Source organism: Streptomyces sp. NBC_00376, assembly GCF_036077095.1.
Classification (GTDB): Bacteria; Actinomycetota; Actinomycetes; order Streptomycetales; family Streptomycetaceae; genus Streptomyces.
Genome location: NZ_CP107960.1, coordinates 3705921 through 3721788, shown reverse-complemented (window position 1 = coordinate 3721788; position 15868 = coordinate 3705921). Strand labels below are relative to the sequence as shown.

Below are 15868 nucleotides of genomic sequence, written 5' to 3'. Positions count from 1 at the left end.
CCGAAGCACGTCAGGAAGTCAGTCTGGGGATGCCGCAGCTCCCCGCCCCCGCCTACCCGGCCGAGGTGCGCGCCAGGCTCGAAGCGGACGCGAAGGAGGTGATCGCCCGCTACCCCGGCAGCCGCTCCGCCCTGCTGCCCCTGCTGCACCTGGTGCAGTCCGAGGAGGGCTACGTCTCCCGTACGGGCATGGCGTTCTGCGCCGAGCTGCTCGGCCTCACCACCGCCGAGGTCACCGCGGTCGCCACCTTCTACACGATGTACCGGCGCAGGCCCAGCGGCGACTACCAGGTCGGCGTCTGCACCAACACGCTCTGCGCGGTGATGGGCGGCGACGCGATCTTCGACCGGCTCAAGGAGCACCTCGGCGTCGGCAACGACGAGACGACCGAGGACGGAAAGATCACGCTCGAACACATCGAGTGCAACGCGGCCTGCGACTTCGCCCCCGTGGTGATGGTCAACTGGGAGTTCTTCGACAACCAGACGCCCGAGAGCGCGACCCGCCTGGTCGACGACCTGATCGCCGGGCGCACCGTCGAACCCACCCGCGGCGCCCCGCTCTGCTCGTACAAGGAGACCGCCCGCATCCTGGCCGGCTTCCCCGACGAGCGCCCCGGCGCCGTCGAGGCGTCCGGCGGCGCGGGCCCCGCCTCGCTGATCGGCCTCCGCCTCGCCAAGGGCGAGGAGCCGCACCCGCGCGTCGTCGCCCCTCGCGGCGAGCGCCCGCACGGCGATTCCGGCCACACCGCCCCGCAGGACCCGGACCAGCCGACCGGCCCGACCGCCGAGGAGGGGGAGTGATGACGTTGACGACCGAGATCAACGACAACGGAAGCGGCAACGGGGACAGCCCCGAGAAGCTGCTCGCCCCCGTCCTCTCCGCCTTCTGGGACGAGCCGGAATCCTGGACCCTGGACACCTACCACCGCCACGAGGGATACGAGGGACTGCGCAAGGCCCTCGCCATGGCGCCGGACGACCTGATCGCCTACGTCAAGGACTCCGGTCTGCGCGGCCGCGGCGGCGCGGGCTTCCCCACCGGGATGAAGTGGCAGTTCATCCCGCAGGGCGACGGCAAACCGCACTATCTGGTCGTCAACGCCGACGAATCGGAACCGGGCACCTGCAAGGACATCCCGCTCCTGTTCGCCAACCCGCACAGCCTCATCGAGGGCATCGTGATCGCCTGTTACGCGATCCGTTCGTCGCACGCGTTCATCTACTTGCGCGGTGAGGTCGTCCCCGTGCTGCGACGTCTGCACGAGGCCGTACGAGAGGCGTACGAGGCGGGTTATCTGGGGACGAACATCCTGGGCTCAGGGCTCGATCTGGAACTCACGGTGCACGCCGGTGCCGGCGCGTACATCTGTGGTGAGGAAACCGCGCTGCTCGACTCTCTCGAAGGACGGCGTGGCCAGCCCCGGCTGCGACCTCCCTTCCCCGCGGTCGCCGGTCTGTACGCCTGCCCCACTGTGGTGAACAACGTCGAGTCCATCGCCTCGGTTCCCGCGATCCTGAACCGGGGCAAGGACTGGTTCAAGTCGATGGGCAGCGAGAAGTCCCCGGGCTTCACGCTGTACTCGCTCAGCGGGCACGTCGCGGGCCCCGGCCAGTACGAGGCCCCGCTCGGCATCACGCTGCGCCAGCTGCTCGACATGAGCGGCGGGATGCGCCCCGGCCACCGGCTGAAGTTCTGGACGCCGGGCGGCTCGTCGACCCCGATGTTCACCGACGAGCACCTCGACGTACCGCTCGACTACGAGGGCGTCGGCGCCGCCGGATCCATGCTCGGCACCAAGGCGCTCCAGTGCTTCGACGAGACCACCTGCGTGGTGCGGGCCGTCACCCGCTGGACCGAGTTCTACGCCCACGAGTCCTGCGGCAAGTGCACGCCCTGCCGCGAAGGCACCTACTGGCTCGTCCAGTTGCTCCGCGACATCGAGGCCGGCAAGGGCCAGATGTCCGACCTCGACAAGCTGAACGACATCGCCGACAACATCAACGGCAAGTCCTTCTGCGCCCTCGGCGACGGCGCCGCCTCGCCGATCTTCTCCTCGCTGAAGTACTTCCGCGAGGAGTACGAGCAGCACATCACGGGCAAGGGCTGCCCCTTCGATCCCGCCAGGTCGACCGTCTGGGCCGACGACAAGAACGCTCACCAGGGGGTGAACGCATGACAGTCACCACGAGTGCGCCCTCCGGGGGCGGCGAGGCGGCCATCCCGCCCGAGGACCTGGTCACGCTGACCATCGACGGCATCGAGATCAGCGTGCCCAAGGGCACCCTGGTCATCCGGGCCGCCGAACTCCTCGGCATCGAGATCCCGCGCTTCTGCGACCACCCGCTCCTCGACCCGGTCGGCGCCTGCCGCCAGTGCATCGTCGAGGTCGAGGGCCAGCGCAAGCCGATGGCGTCCTGCACCATCACCTGCACCGACGGCATGGTCGTCAGGTCGCAGCTCACCTCGCCGGTCGCCGAGAAGGCCCAGAAGGGTGTGATGGAGCTGCTGCTCATCAACCACCCGCTGGACTGCCCGGTCTGCGACAAGGGCGGCGAGTGCCCGCTCCAGAACCAGGCGATGTCGCACGGCGACGCGGACTCCCGCTTCGACGGCAAGAAGCGGACGTACGAGAAGCCCGTCCCGATCTCCACCCAGGTGCTGCTGGACCGTGAGCGGTGCGTGCTCTGCGCGCGCTGCACCCGGTTCTCCAACCAGGTGGCGGGCGACCCGATGATCGAGCTGATCGAGCGCGGCGCGCTCCAGCAGGTCGGTACCGGCGAGGGCGACCCGTTCGAGTCGTACTTCTCCGGGAACACCATCCAGATCTGCCCGGTCGGGGCGCTGACCTCGGCGGCGTACCGATTCCGCTCCCGTCCCTTCGACCTGGTCTCCTCGCCGTCGGTCTGCGAGCACTGCGCGGGCGGCTGCGCGACCCGCACCGACCACCGGCGCGGCAAGGTCATGCGGCGGCTCGCCGCCAACGACCCCGAGGTCAACGAGGAGTGGGTCTGCGACAAGGGCCGCTTCGGCTTCCGCTACGCGCAGCAGCGGGACCGGCTCACCACTCCGCTGGTACGCAACGCGGACGGCGTCCTGGAACCCGCGGGCTGGCCCGAGGCGCTGGCCGCCGCGGCCGCCGGCCTCTCCGCCGCGCGCGGCCGGACCGGGGTGCTCACCGGCGGCCGGCTGACCGTCGAGGACGCCTACGCGTACAGCAAGTTCGCCCGGATCGCGCTGGACACCAACGACATCGACTTCCGGGCCCGGGTCCACAGCAGCGAGGAGGCCGACTTCCTGGCCGCCCGCGTGGCCGGGCGCGGCCGGGACCTGGACGGCGCGGGTGTCACGTACACCTCGCTGGAGAAGGCCCCGACGGTGCTGCTGGTCGGGTTCGAATCGGAGGAGGAGGCGCCCGGCGTCTTCCTGCGGCTGCGCAAGGCGAACCGCAAGCACGGACAGCGCACCTACGCCGTCGCCTCGCACGCCACCCGGGGCCTGGAGAAGGCGGGCGGCACGCTGCTGGCCGCCGCTCCCGGCACCGAGACCGAGTGGCTGGACGCGATCGCGGGCGGCGTCGGACTCGACGGCGACGGAGCCGCGGCTGCCGAGGCGCTGCGGAGCGAGGGCGCCGTGATCGTGGTCGGCGAGCGGCTGGCCGGGGTGCCGGGCGGGCTCACCGCCGCGGTACGGACGGCGACCGCGACCGGGGCCGCGCTGGTGTGGATCCCGCGCAGGGCCGGCGAGCGCGGCGCGGTGGAGGCGGGCGCGCTCCCGTCGCTGCTGCCCGGCGGCCGTCCGGCGACCGACCCGCGGGCCAGGGACGAGGTGGCGGCCGCCTGGGGCGTCGCCGAACTCCCGTCCCGCTTCGGCCGCGACACCGGCCAGATCGTCGAGGCCGCGGCCACCGGCGAACTGGGCGCGCTGGTCGTCGCCGGGGTCCAGACCGTGGACCTGCCGAACCCGGCACGGGCCCTGGAGGCGCTGGACCAGGTCGGCTTCCTGGTCTCCCTGGAGCAGCGGCCGAACGAGGTCACCGACCGCGCCGACGTGGTCTTCCCGGTTGCCGCGGTGGCCGAGAAGTCCGGGACGTTCCTTAATTGGGAGGGCCGGGCGCGGATGTTCGAGGCGGCGCTGAAGCCCGAGCAGATGACGCGCACGCTCGCGCCGGGCGACGCCCGGGTGCTGCACATGCTGGCCGACGAGATGGCCCGCGCCGGAGGCGCTGATGTGGTCAGTCACTTCGCGCTGCCGGACCTGAAGTCCGTACGCCGTGAGCTGGACCGGCTCGGCGGCTGGACCGGTACGCACGCCACCGACCCGAACGAGCCGGCGCGGCCGCTGCCCAGGCCCGGCGACGGCGAGGCGATCCTCGCGGGCCACCGGATGCTGCTCGACCTGGGCCGGCTCCAGGAGGGCGACGAGGCGCTGGCCGGTACCCGGCACGCCGTGGTCGCCCGGCTCTCCGCGGCCACCGCCGCCGAGACGGGTGTGAAGGACGGCGATCTGCTGGCCGTCACCGGCCCGGCGGGCAGCGTCGCATTCCCGTTGAAGGTCACCGACATGCCGGACCGGGTGGTCTGGGTGCCGCTGAACTCCGCCGGGCGGGGCGTTCCGGCCGACACCGGTGCCCGGCCCGGCGGTCTGGTCCGGATCGGTCCCGCCGCACCGGGTACTCCCGACGTCACACCGGAGGTGGGGGCGTGAGTGCCTTCGCTCAACTGGCCGCGGCACCGCACGGTGCGGTGCTCGCCGCCGAGGATCTGTCGATGTTCGGCACCGACCCGTGGTGGCTCGTCGTCATCAAGGCGGTGTTCTGCTTCGCGTTCCTGATGGTGACCGTGCTCTTCTCCATCGTGTGGGAGCGCAAGGTCGTCGCCTGGATGCAGCTGCGCATCGGCCCCAACCGGCACGGTCCCTGGGGCATGCTCCAGTCGCTCGCCGACGGCATCAAGCTGATGCTGAAGGAGGACCTGGTCGTCAAGCGGGCCGACAAGGTCGTGTACGTGCTCGCGCCGATCGTCGCCGCCATCCCGGCGTTCATGGCGATCGCCGTGATCCCGTTCGGCCCGTCCGGCAACGAGGTCTCGATCTTCGGGCACCGCACCACGATGCAGCTCACCGACCTGCCGATCGCGATGCTCTACATCCTCGCCGTCGCCTCGGTCGGGATCTACGGCATCGTGCTGGCCGGCTGGTCGTCCGGGTCGACGTACCCGCTCCTGGGCGGTCTGCGCTCCTGCGCGCAGATGATCAGCTACGAGATCGCGATGGGCGCCGCGTTCGCCTCGGTCTTCCTCTACTCCGGGTCGATGTCGACCTCGAAGATCGTGGAGGCGCAGCAGGACCGCTGGTTCATCCTGCTGCTGCCGGTCTCGTTCATCATCTACATCGTCACGATGGTCGGCGAGACCAACCGCGCCCCGTTCGACATGCCGGAGTCCGAGGGCGACCTGGTCGGCGGCTTCAACACCGAGTACTCGTCGATCAAGTTCGCGATGTTCATGCTCGCCGAGTACGTCAACATGGTCACCGTCTCGGCGGTCGCCACGACCCTGTTCCTGGGCGGCTGGCGGGCCCCGTGGCCGATCAGCACCTTCTGGGAGGGCGCGAACCACGGCTGGTGGCCGATGCTCTGGTTCGTCCTCAAGGTCCAGCTGCTGCTGTTCTTCTTCATCTGGCTGCGCGGCACGCTGCCCCGGGTCCGTTACGACCAGCTGATGAAACTCGGCTGGAAGGTCCTGATCCCGGTCTCCGTGGTCTGGCTGATGCTGGTCGCGACGGTGCGGGCGCTGCGCAACGAGGGCTACGACTTCACGAGGATCGTGCTGTACGTGGCCGGGGCCGTGATCGCGATCCTGCTGATCTCCTTCGTCGCCGACATCTTCCGCGACAAGAAGGGCCGGGCCGCCGAGACGGAGGCCGGACCGAAGCCGCCGTTCGACCCGATGGCGGGCGGGTTCCCGGTGCCGCCGCTGCCCGGACAGACCCTGCCGCCGGTGCCGCGCCGCAGGCCGCGGGGCGAGCGGGAGCTCGTTGTCAGTGGCGGGTCGGATACTCAGAGTGACGGAAATTCGAGTGACGGAAAGGAGGCTGACGGTGTCTGAGTCACCAGAGTCCTCGGGGACGTCGGGAGCCTCGGGATCCTCGGGGTCCTCGGAGGAGAAGTTCCAGAACCCCGTCGCCGGCTTCGGCGTGACCTTCAAGGCCATGTTCAAGAAGCGGCTGACCGAGCAGTATCCGGAAACGCCGAAGGTGACGGCGCCGCGCTTCCACGGCCGGCACCAGCTCAACCGTCACCCGGACGGTCTGGAGAAGTGCATCGGCTGCGAGCTGTGCGCCTGGGCCTGCCCGGCGGACGCGATCTACGTCGAGGGCGCGGACAACACCGACGAGGAGCGCTACTCCCCGGGTGAGCGCTACGGCCGCGTCTACCAGATCAATTACGCGCGCTGCATTCTCTGCGGACTGTGCATCGAGGCCTGCCCGACCCGGGCGCTGACGATGACCAATGAGTTCGAGCTCGCCAACACCACCCGCGAGAGCCTCATCTACACCAAGGACGAGCTGCTCGCGGGCCTGGAGGAGGGCATGGTCGACACCCCGCACGCGATCTTCCCCGGGATGGACGAACAGGACTACTACCGGGGTCTCGTCACCGAGGCCGCACCCGGTACGGAGCCCCAGGTCGCCATCTCCAAGGGCGAGAAGCCGGCCGACGGGCACAGCGAGAACAACGGCTCGGCGCAGGGGGTGGGCGCATGACCGGCCTGGCCGCCGCGGCCTCCCAGACCTCGACCGGTGAGGCCGTCCAGTTCTGGCTGCTCGGCATCGTCGCCGTGATGGGCGCGCTGTCCACCGTACTGATGAAGAAGGCCGTGCACAGCGCGCTGAGCCTCGCCGGGACCATGATCGTCCTGGCGGTGTTCTACCTCGCCAACGGCGCCTATTTCCTCGGCATCGTCCAGATCGTCGTCTACACCGGCGCGATCATGATGCTGTTCCTCTTCGTGGTCATGCTCGTCGGTGTCACCGCGGCCGACTCGCTGAAGGAGACCCTCAAGGGGCAGCGCTGGCTGGCCGCGGGCTGCGGGCTCGGCTTCGGCGTCCTGCTGATCGCGGGCATCGGCAACGCCTCGCTGAACAGCTTCAACGGACTCGGCACCGCCAACACCGAGCACGGCGGGAACGTCGAGGGGCTGGCCAGCCTCATCTTCACCAAGTACGTCTTCGCCTTCGAGATCACCGGCGCCCTGCTGATCACGGCGACGGTCGGCGCGATGGTGCTCACCCACCGGGAGCGCACCGAACGGGCCAAAACCCAGCGGGAGATGTCCGAGGAGCGCGTACGCGGCAAGCAGCTTCCGCCGCTGCCCGCCCCCGGTGTCTACGCCCGGCACAACGCCGTGGACATCCCGGGTCTGCTCCCGGACGGCACGCCTTCCGAGCTCACCGTCATGCAGACGCTGCGCAACCGAGGCCAGATCCGCGACGTGTCGAACGAGTCGCTGGACCAGCTCAAGGCGCTGGAGCAGCGCTCCGAGGAACGGCTCGGCCGTGACAACGAAGAAGAGGAGGTCGCCAAGTGAATCCGGTCAACTACCTCTATCTCGCAGCCCTGTTGTTCACCATCGGCGCGGCCGGGGTGCTGATCCGGCGGAACGCGATCGTGGTGTTCATGTGCGTGGAGCTGATGCTCAACGCCTGCAACCTCGCGTTCGTGACCTTCTCCCGGATGCACGGCAATCTCGACGGCCAGATCATCGCCTTCTTCACGATGGTCGTCGCCGCCGCCGAGGTCGTGGTCGGGCTCGCGATCATCGTGTCGGTGTTCCGTTCCCGCCACTCGGCCTCGGTCGACGACGCCAGCCTGATGAAGCTGTAAGGGGACGTTGAATCGTGGAGAACCTGATCGCGCTGCTTGTCGCGGCGCCCCTGCTCGGAGCGGCGGTCCTGCTCTGCGGCGGCCGACGGCTGGACCGCGCCGGACACTGGATCGGCACCCTGCTCGCAGCCGCGTCGTTCGTCATCGGCGTCGTGCTCTTCCTCGACATGCTGGGGAAGGGCGCGGAGGACCGGGCGCTGCACCAGAAGCTGTTCAGCTGGATCCCGGTCGAGGGCTTCCAGGCCGATGTGGCCTTCCAGCTCGACCAGTTGTCGATGACGTTCGTGCTGCTGATCACCGGTGTGGGCACCCTGATCCACATCTACTCGATCGGCTACATGGCGCACGACGAGCGCCGGCGCCGCTTCTTCGGCTATCTGAACCTGTTCCTCGCGGCGATGCTGATCCTGGTCATCGCCGACAACTACCTGCTGCTGTACGTCGGGTGGGAGGGCGTCGGTCTGGCGTCGTACCTGCTCATCGGCTTCTGGCAGCACAAGCCCAGCGCGGCCACGGCCGCCAAGAAGGCGTTCCTGGTCAACCGCGTCGGTGACATGGGCCTGTCGATCGCGATCATGCTGATGTTCACCACCTTCGGCACCTTCGCCTTCGGCCCCGTCCTCGAAGCCACCGGGGAGACCAGCGAGGGCAAGCTGACGGCGATCGGCCTGATGCTGCTGCTCGCGGCCTGCGGCAAGTCGGCCCAGGTGCCGCTGCAGTCCTGGCTCGGTGACGCGATGGAGGGCCCGACCCCGGTCTCGGCCCTCATCCACGCCGCGACCATGGTGACCGCGGGCGTCTACCTCATCGTCCGGTCCGGCGCGATCTTCAACGCCGCGCCGGACGCGCAGCTGGTCGTCGTGGTCGTCGGAGCGGTCACGCTGCTCTTCGGTGCGATCGTCGGTTGCGCGAAGGACGACATCAAGAAGGCCCTCGCCGGGTCGACGATGTCGCAGATCGGCTACATGATCCTGGCCGCCGGGCTCGGCCCGATCGGCTATGTCTTCGCGATCATGCACCTGGTGACCCACGGCTTCTTCAAGGCCGGGCTCTTTCTCGGCGCCGGTTCGGTCATGCACGGCATGAACGACGAGGTCGACATGCGGAAGTTCGGCGGCCTGCGGAAGTACATGCCGGTCACCTTCATCACCTTCGGTCTCGGCTATCTCGCGATCATCGGCTTCCCCGGTCTGTCCGGCTTCTTCTCCAAGGACAAGATCATCGAGGCGGCCTTCGCCAAGGGCGGCACCGAGGGCTGGATCCTCGGCTCGGTGGCCCTGCTGGGCGCCGCGATCACCGCGTTCTACATGACACGCGTGATGCTGCTGACGTTCTTCGGAGAGAAGCGCTGGCAGCCCGACGCGGAGGGCCACGAGCCGCATCCGCACGAGTCCCCGAAGTCGATGACCATCCCCATGATCGTCCTCGCGTTCGGTTCGGTCTTCGCCGGAGGCTTCTTCTCCATCGGCGACCGCTTCCTGAACTGGCTGGAGCCGGTCACCGGCCACAGCCACGGACACGCCCCGGTCAGCGCCACGACCGTCACCGCCGCCACCATGGTGGTGCTGGTCATCGGCGTCGCCATCGCCTGGTCGATGTACGGACGCAAGCCCGTACCGGTCGTCGCCCCGCGCGGCTCGCTGCTCACCCGGGCCGCCCGACGCGACCTTCTCCAGGACGACTTCAACCACGTGGTCCTGGTCCGCGGCGGCGAGCACCTCACCCGCTCCCTGGTGTACGTCGACCACACCCTGGTCGACGGCGTCGTCAACGGCACGGCGGCCTCGATGGGCGGGCTCTCCGGCCGGCTGCGCAAGCTGCAGAACGGCTACGCCCGCACCTACGCGGTCTCGATGTTCGGCGGTACGGCGGTTCTCATCGCCGCGACCCTGCTGATGAGGGCGGTCTGATCACCATGTCCTTTCCCCTCCTGACAGCGACGGCTGCGCTCCCGGCGATCGGCGCGGTCGCCACCGCCGCCGTCCCGGCCGCCCGGCGCACCACCGCCAAATGGCTGGCGCTGCTCTTCTCGCTGGCCACACTCGTGCTGGCGGGTGTCGCGCTCGCCCGCTTCGAGCCCGGCGGCGCCCGCTACCAGCTCACCGAATCGCACGCCTGGATCAAGGACTTCGGCGTCCGGTACGAACTGGGCGTGGACGGCATCGGGGTGGCGCTCATGGCGCTCACCGCCCTGCTGATCCCCTTCGTCATCCTGGCCGGCTGGCACGACGCCGACCCCCTGGAGACCAAGTCCTCGCGCTGGCGCCCGACCCAGGGCTTCTTCGCCCTGATCCTGATGGTCGAAGCGATGGTGATCCTCTCCTTCGAGGCCACCGACGTCTTCCTCTTCTACATCCTCTTCGAAGCCATGCTCATCCCGATGTACTTCCTCATCGGCGGCTTCGGGGACCGGGCGCACACCGGCAGCGACGAGAACGCGGCGGCGCAACGCTCGTACGCCGCGGTGAAGTTCCTCCTCTACAACCTGGTCGGCGGGCTCATCATGCTGGCCGCCGTGATCGGGCTCTACGTGGTCGCGGGGACGTTCTCGCTCTCCGAGATCGCCGAGGCCCGCGCGAACGGCTCGCTCTCCATGGCGACCAGCACCGAGCGCTGGCTCTTCCTCGGGTTCTTCTTCGCCTTCGCGGTGAAGGCCCCGCTGTGGCCGCTGCACACCTGGCTGCCCAACGCGATGGGCGAGGCGACCTCCCCGGTCGCCGTCCTGATCACCGCGGTCGTCGACAAGGTCGGCACCTTCGCGATGCTCCGCTTCTGCCTCCAGCTCTTCCCGGAGGCCAGCAAGTGGGCGACGCCGGTGATCGTCGTCCTGGCCCTGATCAGCATCGTGTACGGGGCGCTGCTCGCCGTCGGCCAGCGCGACATCAAACGCCTGATCGCCTACGCGTCGATCTCGCACTTCGGCTTCATCATCCTGGGCATCTTCGCGATGACCAGCCAGGGCCAGTCCGGCGCCACGCTCTACATGGTCAACCACGGCATCTCGACCGCCGCGCTGATGCTGGTGGCGGGCTTCCTGATCACCCGGCGCGGCTCGCGGCTCATCGCCGACTACGGCGGGGTGCAGAAGGTGGCGCCGATCCTGGCCGGCACCTTCCTGATCGGTGGTCTGGCCACCCTGTCGCTGCCCGGACTCGCCCCGTTCGTCAGCGAGTTCCTGGTCCTGGTCGGCACGTTCAGCGCGTACCCGGCGGCGGGCATCGTCGCCACGACCGGCATCGTGCTCGCCGCGCTCTACGTCCTCGTCCTCTACCAGCGGACGATGACGGGCCCGGTGAAGGCCGAGGTCCAGGGCATGGCGGACCTCAAGGTCCGGGAGCTGGTGGTGGTCCTCCCGCTGATCGCGCTGCTGCTCTTCCTGGGTGTCTATCCGAAGCCGCTGACGGAGATCGTCAACCCGGCGGTGCAGCACACCATGTCGGACGTCCAGAAGAAGGACCCCCAGCCTGAGGTGGAGGCCGCCAAGTGAGCGCAACAGCTGTCCACAGCCTGTGGACAATGGCGGGCGGGGTGACATCGGCCGCCCCGGTCGAGAAGTTCAAGGCCCCGGTCATCGAGTACACGCAGCTGGCCCCGGTCCTCATTGTGATCGGTGTCGCCGTCGTGGGCGTACTCGTCGAGGCCTTCGTGCCGCGCCGGGCCCGTTACTACACGCAGGTCTTCCTCACGGTCGTCGCGCTGGCCGCCGCGTTCGCCGCGGTCGTCGGACTGGCGGCCGGCGGATACGGCACGACGAAGGCGCACATCGCCGCGATGGGCGCCATCGCGATCGACGGGCCGACGCTGTTCCTGCAGGGCACCATCCTGCTGACCTCGCTGGTCGCCGTCTTCACCTTCGCCGAGCGGCGGCTCGACCCCGCCGCGCACGGCAAGCACGTGGACTCCTTCGCCGCCCAGGCCGCCTCGGTCCCCGGCAGCGACAGCGAGAAGGCCGCGGTCAAGGCCGGATTCACCACCACCGAGGTCTTCCCGCTGGTCCTCTTCTCGGTGGCCGGCATGCTCGTCTTCCCCGCGGCCAACGATCTGCTGACGCTCTTCGTGGCCCTGGAAGTCTTCTCCCTCCCGCTCTACCTCCTGTGCGCCGTCGCCCGCCGCAAGCGGCTGATGTCGCAGGAGGCCGCGGTGAAGTACTTCCTGCTCGGCGCCTTCTCCTCGGCGTTCCTGCTCTTCGGGATCGCCCTGCTCTACGGGTACGCGGGCTCCGTCTCGTACGCGGCGATCGCGAACGTGGTCGACGGCTCCGTCACCCGGATCGACCCGGCACTCGCCGACACCATGGGCAACGACGCGCTGCTCCTGATCGGCGGCGCGATGATCCTGACCGGCCTGCTCTTCAAGGTCGGCGCCGTCCCGTTCCACATGTGGACCCCGGACGTCTACCAGGGCGCCCCGACCCCGGTCACCGGCTTCATGGCCGCCGCCACCAAGGTCGCCGCGTTCGGCGCGCTGCTGCGCCTGCTGTACGTGGTGCTGCCGGGCCTCGCCTGGGACTGGCGCCCGGTCATGTGGGCCGTCGCGATCGTCACGATGCTGGGCGGTGCGATCGTCGCCATCACCCAGACCGACATCAAGCGGCTGCTGGCTTACTCCTCGATCGCCCACGCCGGATTCATCCTCGCCGGTGTGATCGCCACGACCCCGGACGGCATCTCGTCGGTCCTCTTCTACCTGGGCGCGTACTCCTTCGTGACGGTCGGCGCGTTCGCCGTCGTCACCCTGGTGCGCGACGCGGGCGGCGAGGCCACGCACCTGTCGAAGTGGGCCGGGCTCGGCCGCCGCTCGCCCTTGGTCGCCGCGGTCTTCGCGGTGTTCCTGCTGGCCTTCGCCGGCATCCCGCTCACCTCCGGGTTCTCCGGAAAGTTCGCCGTGTTCAAGGCGGCGGCGGACGGTGGCGCGGGCGGACTGGTCGTGGTCGGTGTGATCTCCTCGGCGATCGCCGCGTTCTTCTACATCCGGGTCATCGTGCTGATGTTCTTCAGCGAGCCGAAGGCGGACGGCCCCACGGTCGCCGTCCCGTCCCCGCTGACGATGACGACGATCGCGGTGGGAGTCGCGGTCACGCTGGTGCTGGGCCTGGCCCCGCAGTACTTCCTGGACCTGGCGAGCCAGGCGGGAGTCTTCGTGAGGTAGCGCACTCCCACGCAGCAGCGACCGCCGCCGGACGGGCTTGAGAAGTCAAGCCCGTCCGGCGTTGTCGTACGCGGCGCCTATCGTGGCAGGGGACGGCGGCAACACGGACGAAAAAGCGGGACGGACCCGGGGGACAGAGCGATGGGCACGACGGGCGGGACCATGGATGTGACCGAGAGCGACGCACGGCGGACGCTGCACAAGGTATTCGGGTACGAGGCGTTCCGCGGCGAGCAGGAAGCGATCGTCGACCACGTGGTGGCGGGCGGCGACGCCGTCGTGCTCATGCCGACCGGTGGCGGCAAGTCCCTCTGCTACCAGATCCCCGCCCTGGTCAGAGCGGGCACGGGCATCGTGATCTCGCCCCTGATCGCCCTGATGCAGGACCAGGTGGACGCGCTGCGGGCGCTCGGCGTGCGGGCCGGCTTCATCAACTCCACGCAGGACTTCGACGAGCGCCGCTCGATGGAGGCCCAGTTCGTCGCCGGAGAGCTCGACCTGCTCTACCTGGCCCCGGAGCGGCTCCGCCTGGATTCCACGCTCGCGCTGCTCTCGCGCGCCGAGATCTCCGTCTTCGCGATCGACGAGGCGCACTGCGTGGCCCAGTGGGGCCACGACTTCCGCCCGGACTACCTGACCCTCTCCGTCCTCGGCGAGCGCTGGCCCGACGTACCGCGCATCGCCCTGACGGCGACCGCGACCGACGCCACGCACCAGGAGATCACCCAGCGTCTGGGCATGCCCGACGCCAAGCACTTCGTCGCCAGCTTCGACCGGCCCAACATCCAGTACCGGATCGTGCCGAAGGCCGACCCGAAGAAGCAGCTGCTCTCCTTCCTCAAGGACGAGCATGCCGGGGACGCGGGCATCGTCTACTGCCTCTCGCGCAACTCCACGGAGAAGACCGCCGAATACCTCTGCCGCAACGGCATCGAGGCCGTCCCGTACCACGCGGGGCTCGACGCGGGCACGCGCGCCGTCCACCAGTCCCGGTTCCTGCGCGAGGAGGGCCTGGTCGTCGTCGCGACCATCGCCTTCGGCATGGGCATCGACAAGCCGGACGTACGCTTCGTCGCCCACCTCGACCTGCCGAAGTCCGTCGAGGGCTACTACCAGGAGACCGGCCGCGCCGGCCGTGACGGGCAGCCGTCCACGGCCTGGATGGCCTACGGGCTCCAGGACGTCGTCCAGCAGCGCAAGCTGATCCAGGGCGGCGAGGGCGACGAGGCGTTCCGCCGCCGGGCGGCCTCCCACCTGGACTCGATGCTCGCCCTGTGCGAGACGGTCCGCTGCCGCCGCGCCCAGCTCCTGACGTACTTCGGCCAGGAGCCCACGTCGGCGGAGTGCGGCAACTGCGACACCTGCCTCGCCCCGCCCGAGAGCTGGGACGGCACGGTGGCCGCGCAGAAGCTGCTGTCGACCGTGGTGCGGCTGAAGCGGGAGCGCGGGCAGAAGTTCGGCGCGGGCCAGATCATCGACATCCTGCTCGGCCGCAAGACCGCCAAGGTCATCCAGTTCGACCACGACCAGCTCTCGGTCTTCGGCATCGGCGAGGAGCTGGCCGAGGCCGAATGGCGCGGTGTCGTACGGCAGTTGCTCGCCCAGGGGCTGCTCGCGGTCGAGGGCGAGTACGGCACGCTGGTGCTCACGGAGGAGAGCGGCTCCGTGCTCGGCCGGCAGCGCGAGGTGCTGCTCCGCAAGGAGGCACCCAAGCCCGCGTCGCGCTCCACGAAGGCCGAACGCAAGTCGAAGTCCCAGGCGGCCGCCGCCGATCTGGCCCCCGAGGCCGTCCCGGTCTTCGAGGCGCTGCGGGCCTGGCGGGGTGCCCAGGCGAAGGAGCAGGGCGTTCCGGCGTACGTCATCTTCCACGACGCGACCCTGCGCGAGATCGCCACGGTGCGGCCGGACTCGGTGTCCGGGCTGGGCGGGATCAGCGGCCTGGGCGAGAAGAAGCTGGCGACGTACGGGGAGGGGGTGCTGGAGGTGCTCGCGACGTTCGGGGCGGCGGGGGCGGGTGCGGAGGCCCCGGCCCCGTCCCTGAGAGCCGTACCGGCCCCGGCGGCTTTGGCGGCCCCGGATTCGGACCCCGAGTTCGGCTGGGACGAGGAGCCGCCCGAGTACGAGTGAGTGGGGCGGGCGGGCGGCGCCTCGGACCGGTCTACTCCGGGGCCGGGTCCGCCGCCCGGCGGCGCGCGGTGATCGCGGTGAGGTCGAGATCGACGGGGAAGGGGACGGAGACCTTCATCCGGTCGTGGAAGATCCCGGTGGAGGTGTAGGCCCCGGTCGACGGCTCCAGCTCGAAGACGTAGACCACCGCCCGGCCGTCGTGGTTCTCCACCCGCCAGTAGTGAGGGATCTTCGCCCGTGCGTACTTCACGGGCTTGGTCTCCCGGTCCCGGGTCAGGGATTCCGGGGAGACGACCTCGATGGCCAGCTGCACGGACTCGGCGGGGAAGCGGGTCTGGTTCGGGTCCTGGATGATCTCGCCGTCCACGACGATCACATCGGGTTCGGGCCGGTTGTAGCGGTCGATGTCGATGGTGAACTTGCGCACGACTTCGAATTCGTGCGGTGCCAGCGACTGCAGCTGCCAGTTGAAGAAGTCGACCGCCCGCGAATGGAACAGGGTCTGCGGACTCACGAAAACAAGGCTCCCGTCGATCAGCTCCGTGTGCGGAGGCAGATTCGGGAGTGTGTCCAGGTCATCGGCGGTCCAGCCGCCCACGGGCGGAACCGCCCACCGCGGCTCGGGGGCCTCGGGTTCGACGCTCATCAGTGCTCCCATGACGCAGAGTCTCGCGGGACTTTTCAGCGTATCTGCCGGGAACTGAAGAG

General features: G+C 69.5%; 12 protein-coding genes. 11 read left to right on the top strand and 1 reads right to left on the bottom strand.

Features of this window, described 5'->3' with window-relative positions:
* Positions 1-29 precede the first annotated feature (29 nt).
* The 11 genes from nuoE to recQ all read left to right on the top strand — a co-directional run bounded on the left by nuoE (position 30) and on the right by recQ (position 15160).
* Complete coding sequence (nuoE, locus tag OG842_RS16650) at positions 30-803, top strand: NADH-quinone oxidoreductase subunit NuoE (RefSeq protein ID WP_266733633.1); 774 nt, start codon at positions 30-32, stop codon at positions 801-803.
* Entirely contained in the window at positions 803-2179 is a 1377-nt protein-coding gene (gene nuoF / locus OG842_RS16645; RefSeq protein WP_266730496.1) for an NADH-quinone oxidoreductase subunit NuoF, read from the top strand. Before nuoE ends, nuoF begins: the two co-directional genes overlap by 1 nt.
* Positions 2176-4707 (top strand): NADH-quinone oxidoreductase subunit G, encoded by a 2532-nt coding sequence (locus OG842_RS16640; protein WP_266730495.1) that lies wholly within the window; start codon positions 2176-2178, stop codon positions 4705-4707. Before nuoF ends, OG842_RS16640 begins: the two co-directional genes overlap by 4 nt.
* A complete protein-coding gene (nuoH, locus tag OG842_RS16635) occupies positions 4704-6107 on the top strand; it encodes an NADH-quinone oxidoreductase subunit NuoH (RefSeq protein WP_266730493.1) in 1404 nt (467 codons plus the stop codon). Before OG842_RS16640 ends, nuoH begins: the two co-directional genes overlap by 4 nt.
* The gene (gene nuoI, locus OG842_RS16630; RefSeq protein ID WP_266730491.1) at positions 6100-6765 is read left to right on the top strand and encodes an NADH-quinone oxidoreductase subunit NuoI; all 666 of its coding nucleotides are present in this window, start codon (positions 6100-6102) and stop codon (positions 6763-6765) included. The genes nuoH and nuoI overlap by 8 nt, the downstream gene beginning before the upstream one ends.
* Complete coding sequence (locus tag OG842_RS16625; RefSeq protein WP_266730490.1) at positions 6762-7589, top strand: NADH-quinone oxidoreductase subunit J; 828 nt, start codon at positions 6762-6764, stop codon at positions 7587-7589. The genes nuoI and OG842_RS16625 overlap by 4 nt, the downstream gene beginning before the upstream one ends.
* Entirely contained in the window at positions 7586-7885 is a 300-nt protein-coding gene (nuoK, locus tag OG842_RS16620; protein ID WP_093543641.1) for an NADH-quinone oxidoreductase subunit NuoK, read from the top strand. The genes OG842_RS16625 and nuoK overlap by 4 nt, the downstream gene beginning before the upstream one ends.
* A 14-nt stretch (positions 7886-7899) precedes the next feature.
* Positions 7900-9795, top strand: a complete 1896-nt coding sequence (gene nuoL, locus OG842_RS16615; protein ID WP_266730488.1) for an NADH-quinone oxidoreductase subunit L — start codon at positions 7900-7902, stop codon at positions 9793-9795.
* Positions 9796-9800: 5 nt separating this feature from the next.
* Positions 9801-11372, top strand: coding sequence for an NADH-quinone oxidoreductase subunit M (locus tag OG842_RS16610; protein WP_266730486.1), 1572 nt, complete (start codon positions 9801-9803; stop codon positions 11370-11372).
* A complete protein-coding gene (gene nuoN / locus OG842_RS16605) occupies positions 11369-13033 on the top strand; it encodes an NADH-quinone oxidoreductase subunit NuoN (RefSeq protein WP_266730485.1) in 1665 nt (554 codons plus the stop codon). Before OG842_RS16610 ends, nuoN begins: the two co-directional genes overlap by 4 nt.
* Before the next feature lie 141 nt (positions 13034-13174).
* Positions 13175-15160 (top strand): DNA helicase RecQ, encoded by a 1986-nt coding sequence (gene recQ, locus OG842_RS16600; RefSeq protein ID WP_401873494.1) that lies wholly within the window; start codon positions 13175-13177, stop codon positions 15158-15160.
* Between the two features lie 31 nt (positions 15161-15191).
* Here the strand turns inward: recQ and OG842_RS16595 are convergent, their stop codons facing one another.
* Positions 15192-15806 carry a Uma2 family endonuclease gene (locus tag OG842_RS16595; protein ID WP_266730483.1) on the bottom strand — a complete coding sequence of 205 codons (615 nt, stop codon included), beginning with the start codon at positions 15804-15806 and terminating at the stop codon, positions 15192-15194.
* Positions 15807-15868 lie beyond the last annotated feature (62 nt).